Raw genomic sequence first — 7,605 nt, 5'->3', positions numbered from 1 at the left:
TAGATATAGGCCGAGACATTGGAAAGCCCGCACAGCCGCGCATAGCGCGTCCCGTCCGGGGACTCCGCCATGTCGAAGATCGTCACCAACCCGCCCCCGGTCCAGGCCGTGCCCAGCAGGGCGCGGGCGGCGTCGTAATAGGCGATCGGCACGAAAGAGCCAGAGGTCATCGGCGAGCCGAAGCGGGTGATGGACATCGTCCGCGTCACATCGATGTAACCCGTCGCCGCATATGAGACCGCCGTCACCTCGATGCCAGAGGTATTGATCGCCTTGCCCGAAGCGGCCGCCGACATCTGGTCGCGCCATGTCCGGGCGAGGATGCCGAGACCATCGTCCACGCGGGTGATCGCAGCGTCCCGCGCGCCGATCGCGGCGGAGACCGCGCCCAGGGTCGATTCCGCCGCATCCAGCCGGAGGTCCAGCGCCGTATCGGCATCGGCTCGGGCCGTCTCCTCACCGCCGAGCGCAGCCGTCAGATCGTCGTCGAGCGCCGTGACGGCGGCGACGATCGCCGCATCGCGGGCCGTCACCTCGCCTGCGATCTCATCGTCGACATAGGCCGTCAGACTGGCCAGGACAGACGCCGAATCGGTGAACTGGAAGATCTGCGACCACGACCCGGTATCGGAGGCCCCGGCCTTGACATAGATGCCGTTGTAGGCCGCCGTAACGTCCAGCGTCACCGCCGCGATCGTGTCGGCCGCATGGGCCAGATCGGCATAGAGCAGCGCGCGGGTCGTCCTGTAGACCGTCACGCCGCCAAGAGCGAGGATCTGCCGCAGATCGTCGAAGGTCGTGTCGAGCGACTGTCCGAGGGCGCGGATGGTCGCCTTGTTCGGTTGGGCGATGCCGGAGGCCGGCACGCCGTCGACAACATAATCCGGCCAGGCCTGCCGGAACAGGTCCGCAAAACTCGTCATGTCATGCTCCTTGAGTAATGTCCGCGATCCAGCCCGTCAGATGGCCTGGGCTTGTGCCGCCGCCCATGCAGCGACGCGATCGAGCGTCCAGTGAGCGGCCGCCACCGCCTGGATCTCTGGCGCCTCGCCCGAGACATCCGCGCCCGGCTCGATCACGCGACGATGGTAGATGCCGCCCCCGTCGACCTCACGGATCTGCAGCGGGCCGAGAGGATGGGGATCAATCAGGTCGAGGGTCATGATCACGAGATCCAGTATTTGACGTAGAAAGCGAGGCTATGGGCGTTGGCGCTCGACAGGCCGGCATAGGTCAAATTTGCGGCGGCGGCGGCAGATGCCAGCAAGCGCATGTTGACGTAAGACTGGCCGGCCGAGACCCGGGGCCGGATCACCCCCGCATAGGTCCACCGCTGGTTATGATCGCCAACAGCCCCCATGCCGGTCGAGTAGGACACAAAGGGCAAGCCGCCCATGCGGAAGTCCCCGCTCGCCGTGGTGAAGGTCGGGGTAAATTGCCCCTCGCACGTGCATTCGACCATGTTGCCAAGACGGCGATAGCGGCCCACGAGAGTGTTGCTCGTCACCGCGAGGTCGCCTGGTGTCGCAAAGGTCGGGGCCGGCGTCCACGTCCCTTCCTCATCGGCCAGCGCCGACCATATCCCCGAAGCCCGCTTGGGAATACCGTCGCCCAGCCCGGCGATGGCGGCAAGATCGGCATCATAAGCCTGAACGTCGGCGCCGATCACGAGCCCGAGGAGCTGGAGCAGCTGCGCCAGCGTCAGCCTCTTGGCATCGGCCCCTTGCCATAGGGGAAAGAATTCGTCCCCGACAGGCGCGATCACGCCGTCTGTAAAGTCCTTGAATGTTGTCGTGGCCATCAGCTTGTCACCATGTAATTGCCAGCCGCGTCGGTCAGGAAGGCGCCGCCCGCCGTAACGATGTAATCAGTTGAAATTGTCACGGTTACAGGACCGGCCGGCGCCGATGCCGTGCCCGCGACATTTTCAGCCGTCACCCAATAGTCGTAGGCGCCGATCACGAGATCAGGATCAAACAGCGTCATCACCTGGCCGAGCCCGCCGGGAATGTCGCCAACAACCGCGACCGCCGCGAGGAACCCGTCACCGGCCGGCGCTCGCCAGACCGTCGCCGCCGCGAAATTGCTGGACGTCGGATTACGCCAGGTCACACTTGCGCCCGCCTCATAGGGCGCGGCACCCAGGGCCGAAGGCGCGTCAGGCGCGATCCCGTCCGTGGACGTATCGGCATAGGCGGAGGCCGACCATATCCCGCTGGTCACCCGGACCTGATATTCCACCGTCGCATCGGCCTGCACCGGCAGGACCCGGGCCCTGATTAGACCACCGTCGATCGACACGGCGCGCAAGGCCGAGGATGACCAGGGATCGGACCCCACCCGATGACGCTCCTCATAGGTATAGATGTCCGAGTCTTCCACGTCGTCCCACTGCAGGTCGACGGCCAGCCCCACAACCCCGGCGGCGAGGGGCAACGCGAGGGGGATCGCGACCAGGCCCGTCAGCTGCGGCACCCCCTCGCCCTGCACCCGTTCGGCCACCGGCGGCGGCTCGCCCTCATCTTCCGGATCCCAGGTGTCGATGGCATTCGGATTGATCGTCCGGATCGACAGGGTCCGCGTCATCTGCATCAAAGAGGTCCGCGCGCCACCGATTTCGACGACCGCATCGGACAGGCCCGGCACCCGATCCGACCGCACCGCGACCCAGCGATGACCGATACAGCGCAGCGCCGAAAGCCTGCTGATCAGGGATCCGCGCAACGTCGCCGCGGATCGATCCACCATCCGCCGCCCCAGCCGCCGCGCCTGCGAAAGATTCTGCACCTGCCAATAGTCGACGGACTGCGACTTCTCGCCATACTCCATGATCGAGGCATCATCCCGCCAGGGCTTGGCCGAGACCGCGCCATACTCCTGGTCGGGCGACGTGAACTGAATTGCGAGATGATTGATGTAATCGCTGTCGTTCTCGTCGTCGTCGATCGAGTAACCGCATATGTCATCATCCGTCAGCGTGATCGTCGGCGGGATATACTTACCCACGATCATGATCATGCTGCCGTCGCCGAACTCGCAATCCCAGCCGTCGCAGCTGGCCATGATCGATGCCCGCACGCTGGCCCGATCCGTTTCCGCGTCCCACCACATGTGACATTCGTAGCGGCGCGCCGTGCCCCCCGCCCGCTGCGGAATGAGATCGTCGCAGGCATCGGCCTGAGCGGTCCAAAGCCCGACCCGGGGCAACACAACCTCGGCATAGGGCCGCAGGGGGCCGTGAGCGCAGAAGCACTCGTACCAGATCCTGATCAGAACCGGGTTTGCGCTATAGCTCCAGGTCGCTTCGTCCGCCGGGTCCTGCCCCGCGTCGCGTGGGTCCCAGACCGCCTGCCAGGGCGCGGCCACGGACATCACCGGATCGCCGCCGGCATAGACCGACTGAAAATATTCCGGGCCGACAGGCAGCGCGGCAAGCCCGATCGCACAAACCCCATCCGGCCGAAAATCCGATGTAAATACGGCAGGCGCGGCCTCGATCATCCATGTCGCGGGGTTGTCGACTGCCGGGGTTGACGCGGGCATCGGCGATCCGTCATGCAGCCAGATATGGATGCGCGGGCGACTATTTTCGTTTCCGAAATGCACATCCCAATACCGATGATCATCATAGGTATCGAGTGTCGTCAGACGGCGCGGATCGATGATCCAGGGGGCAAGCTCGACCTCGTCGTCATTGATCCAGTACCGCTGAAACGGGCCGGCCGCCGCCCCATGCTTCAGGGCGGACACCCGCCACAGGGTATTCTTACTCGCCTCCTTCACCATCGTCTTGCCGGCGATACGGCATGTACCGACGGCATAGATGATGGCCGGAACTGGCTCCTGAATCGGGCTGGTGCCATCCGATGGCTCCGGCAGCTTGGGCCGGGGCGTCAGCATCATGGTGATGGCGATCGATATCGCCGCGACGGCGACCTGCACGATCACAGCCGCGAGAATCGCAGCCGTCGCCTCGCCGACACCCGCCGCGACCAGAGCGGCCGTGATCGACGCGGTTATAGGATCGGCATGGGCCGGACGCGCCACCAGCAATCCGGCCAACACCGTCAACAACAGGATCATGCGCCCACCCTCCAGGCCCGGACGAGGGGAAAGGGCGCGGCGACCACGCGCCCCACGGTGCGCGCCACCCACAGATCGCCCTGGCAGATCGCCGAGATCACCCCCATGGCCTCGACACCCGTCGGCGCGCGGACAAGGCCGACATCGCCCGGGCGCGGATCCGTCGTCTCGGCCAGGCCCGCCAAGCGCATGGACCGCGACACCACGGCCTCGATCCCGCCAGCATTGGACAGACGCGAACGGCATTCGTCCGCGCTGGCATAGCGCCCGCGCCAGTCCGCCGCCGGATCAAGGCCGGTCACCAGCCGCACCCAGTCGGCCGCGAACAGGGTGCAGTCGTGCGCCCCCCATTCCCACCGGCGCCGCCGGCAGGAGTCGAGATAATCCTGCAGCGTCATCAGAAGGTCGGCCAGGTCACGGTCGCGCCCCGCTGGTAGCGCGGCGTCCGATCGGTGAAGGTCGATCCTTCATGCTGTGCTTTCCACTGATTGGGCACCCAATGCACGGGCTGCCCGCGGGAACGGGAGGTGTCGCCGAGCTTGCACACCAGCGTCAGCGCCACCGTGTTCGGTGCGTCCGGCGCCTCGCCCGGATTGCTGGAGCGGGACAGATGCGATGCCGTGTATTGCGCGATCGGGATGATGGGCGTTACCGCCTGCCACGCACGGTCAAACGACATCAGGCCGAGGTTGACACGGCGCCCGCGCACCTTGATCCCGCCGGATGCCAGAGCCCCCTCGACCGTCGACGGCACGCCCGCCAGGCGGAACGACACATCATCCGCGGTGCCGTCGATGATGTGATCGATATCCGGCGCCTCCAGCAGCGCGGCAAGCCCCATGTATTCCTCGCGCGCGGCGATCACGACGGCGCCCGACCGCATCTCGCCGGCGCGACTCTGGATCCCAGACCACAGGCGCAGGCTCGTCGCGTTTGTATCGCCCTGGCAGCGAAAGAAGATCCCGAGCCGGCCCGATGGATCGGCCAGCGCCGCCGCCATCGTCTCGTCGATATAGACCGTCACGGGGCACCCCCGAACTCGATGAAGGATGCCGAGCCGGTACCGAAGCGGCGAAGGTCGGTATCCCGCTCCAAGCCGTCGGCGGCTGCCAATACCATGGTGCAGCGCGGGCGATCGAAGATCACGTCGCCGCCCGCTGCCACGCCCTCCCACAGCGGCGCGCGGATGGTCACGGTCAGGACCGCCCCGTCCATAGAATCGATCGTCCGGATGACATAGAGGCGCCAGCCGAAGACCGGGTGATAGACCGAGAATCGCTCGCCACCCCGGAATGCCCCTGATCGCAGGACCTCGATCTGCACCGTGGTCGCGCCCGCCAGGGCGGCGGCGGCGAAGCGGGCGACGATGACCTCGGTCGAATAGCCCGTCGCGTCCGAAAAAAACGAGCCGTCGGAATGCGGCACCTGATCGATCGCGGTCACCATCCGCCCCTGATGGAGCGGCCAGGGCACGAGGCGCGGCTCGCATACCGGCACGATCACCGGCTCCACGCCGCCATCCAGCAGCGCTTCCGTAGCCGACCATTGCGCGAAATCGTCACGGCTGCGCAGGGGCACATCGACGAACCCCACCGTCCACAGGCCGGCGCCACCGTCGATCCGGGCGCGCGAAGTTACGCCGGAGAGCGAGCGCGGCCCCTCGTTCAGCAGCGAGGACAGGCGCCAGTTCACCCGCCGCGCCTTGTGCATGACGGGAGCCAGTTGATAGATCATGCGTCAGCGCCCGTATTTCTGGTTCTTGGCGAAGCGAGCCGTGAATCGCTCGTCGCTGGCCTTGATCGCCATGGCCGCGCCCTTGCGCGCCTCCTCGCGGGCGATGCGGGCGATCGTTTCATCGCCGTTCGCGCCGCGCAGGTCGATGGTCTGGCGAAAGCTCGTCTCGATCCGCCGCGGTTGCGGACCGGCGCGGTCGACGCTTCGATTGATCGCTGAAGCATCGGGAATCTTCGGGATGATGGTCCCCGATCGCCCCGGCACGAACAGTTCAGGCCGTTTTTCGCCGACAAGATAGGCGCGGCCAGCCTGCACGTCGCCGCCGCCCGCGCGCGGGCCGCCGAAGGACATCGGGTTGGCGTTGACCCCGCCCCCGGCGCCCGACAGGCCACCCCACGACACGCTGCCGAACAACCCGCTGATCCCGGCGCCGATCAGGCCAAACAACCCGCCGTTTCCGCCCGTCGCCTTCGACGTGCCGAGAAGCCCCGCGAATGGCCCGGTCCCGAGCAAAGCCGCCTGCAGTGCTGCATTCGCCAGCGCCTTGCCCAGATTCTCGACCGCATCCGTCGCGTTTTTCGAATTTGTACTGATTTCCGTCAGGGCCGAAACGCCTTGCTGGCCCAGAAGATCCCACATCTCCTGTTCCTGTCGCATGACTTCGACCGCGCGGGCATTGGTCTCGTTGGCGGCGACACGCGCTTCGGCAAGGGCCGATATCTCGCCCCGATAGGCCCCGAGATTGGTGACGCCCTGTTCGAGGTATTGCTGTTCGAGCTTGTAGGTTTCGAGGGCGACGGCCCGATCACGCTCGTTCTTCGACAGCGCCGCCGTGTTGAACGTAACCTCCGCAGTCTCCGCCGCGTAGGACGCGCGCAGATCGTCGATACCCTGCCGCTGCTGGATTTGCCCACGGAAGTATTGATCCGCCGCGTCCTGCATCGGGATATCGGACGGATCAGCTTTCTTCTTGCCGGCGCGCTCGCGGGCCGCCGCGGCATTGCGCGTCTCAACGAGCTGCCGGGCCTCTTCGGCCAGGCGCGCGGCCCCGGGCACGACCTGACCGCGCTCCTCATAGCGCTTCTTTAGTCGCTCGGTTTCGGCCGCGATCTCCTGCTCGATCGACGATCGACCGGCCTCGCTCAGCGCATCCTGGAACACGCGGCGTTGCCCCGCTTCAGGCGGAATTGGGATGCCTTCCCGGTCTGGCCTGCCGGCATAGGACGGCTCGGGCGGCGCCCCGATGGCCGTAATGCCTCGGCGGAGGCGGTCGGCCTCGACGATCGAAGCGCGAATGCGGCCCAAAAGGGCATCGACAGGCTCCGAAATATCAAGAGCCGCAATTTTGTCGAGCCGGGCCAGCAGGTCGGACGCCTCACCCTTGCCGTCGCGTGCACCGCGAACAATCGCCTGCAACTCCCTGCCAGCGGCGGTGCCGTCGATTTCGTCGAGGCCGCGCAGATCGCCCAGCAACTCGTTGAAATTTGCGTCGGAACGGCCCGCGCGTATGCCGGTTGTCAGCGCGCGCAACTCTTCCTGCAGCTTCCGCAGGTCAGCCCGCCGCTGCTCGATCGGCAGATTGCGAAGCGCGGTCGCCGTCTCGTTCAGGCCGGCGGCAGCATCGCGGGCCTTGACACCGAGCCGATCCATGATTTGGGCAACGTCAGCCGTCCGCTGACGCGCAGCCGCCGCCTCGACTGTAACGAGCGCGAAGGTCGTCGCCAGCGCCGTCAGGGCTATGCCCACCGGGCCGCCGAGGGCCGCGCTCAAGGCGCCGAAGCCCCGCGC

8 protein-coding genes are annotated in these 7,605 nt (G+C 66.5%); all 8 read right to left on the bottom strand.

Translation table 11 applies throughout. The annotated features are described in order from the left end of the window. A partial coding sequence (locus WAZ62_RS07475; protein ID WP_422642890.1) for a hypothetical protein occupies window positions 1-923 on the bottom strand: 923 nt, incomplete at its 3' end. A gap of 36 nt (window positions 924-959) precedes the next feature. Beyond that, window positions 960-1,163 (bottom strand): hypothetical protein, encoded by a 204-nt coding sequence (locus WAZ62_RS07470; RefSeq protein ID WP_422642889.1) that lies wholly within the window; start codon window positions 1,161-1,163, stop codon window positions 960-962. Window positions 1,164-1,165: 2 nt separating this feature from the next. Next, window positions 1,166-1,801 carry a hypothetical protein gene (locus tag WAZ62_RS07465; protein WP_422642888.1) on the bottom strand — a complete coding sequence of 212 codons (636 nt, stop codon included), beginning with the start codon at window positions 1,799-1,801 and terminating at the stop codon, window positions 1,166-1,168. After that, window positions 1,801-4,155, bottom strand: a complete 2,355-nt coding sequence (locus WAZ62_RS07460; protein WP_422642887.1) for a hypothetical protein — start codon at window positions 4,153-4,155, stop codon at window positions 1,801-1,803. Before WAZ62_RS07460 ends, WAZ62_RS07465 begins: the two co-directional genes overlap by 1 nt. Next, window positions 4,080-4,481 carry a DUF6950 family protein gene (locus tag WAZ62_RS07455; RefSeq protein ID WP_422642886.1) on the bottom strand — a complete coding sequence of 134 codons (402 nt, stop codon included), beginning with the start codon at window positions 4,479-4,481 and terminating at the stop codon, window positions 4,080-4,082. The genes WAZ62_RS07460 and WAZ62_RS07455 overlap by 76 nt, the downstream gene beginning before the upstream one ends. After that, the gene (locus tag WAZ62_RS07450) at window positions 4,481-5,107 is read right to left on the bottom strand and encodes a hypothetical protein (protein WP_422642885.1); all 627 of its coding nucleotides are present in this window, start codon (window positions 5,105-5,107) and stop codon (window positions 4,481-4,483) included. Before WAZ62_RS07450 ends, WAZ62_RS07455 begins: the two co-directional genes overlap by 1 nt. After that, window positions 5,104-5,817, bottom strand: a complete 714-nt coding sequence (locus tag WAZ62_RS07445) for a hypothetical protein (RefSeq protein WP_422642884.1) — start codon at window positions 5,815-5,817, stop codon at window positions 5,104-5,106. Before WAZ62_RS07445 ends, WAZ62_RS07450 begins: the two co-directional genes overlap by 4 nt. A gap of 3 nt (window positions 5,818-5,820) precedes the next feature. Next, on the bottom strand, window positions 5,821-7,605 hold a 1,785-nt coding region (locus WAZ62_RS07440), incomplete at its 5' end, for a hypothetical protein (RefSeq protein ID WP_422642883.1).

Source organism: Zavarzinia sp. (genome assembly GCF_049306435.1).
Taxonomy (GTDB): Bacteria; Pseudomonadota; Alphaproteobacteria; order Zavarziniales; family Zavarziniaceae; genus Zavarzinia.
This window is presented reverse-complemented; position numbering and strand designations above follow the sequence as displayed.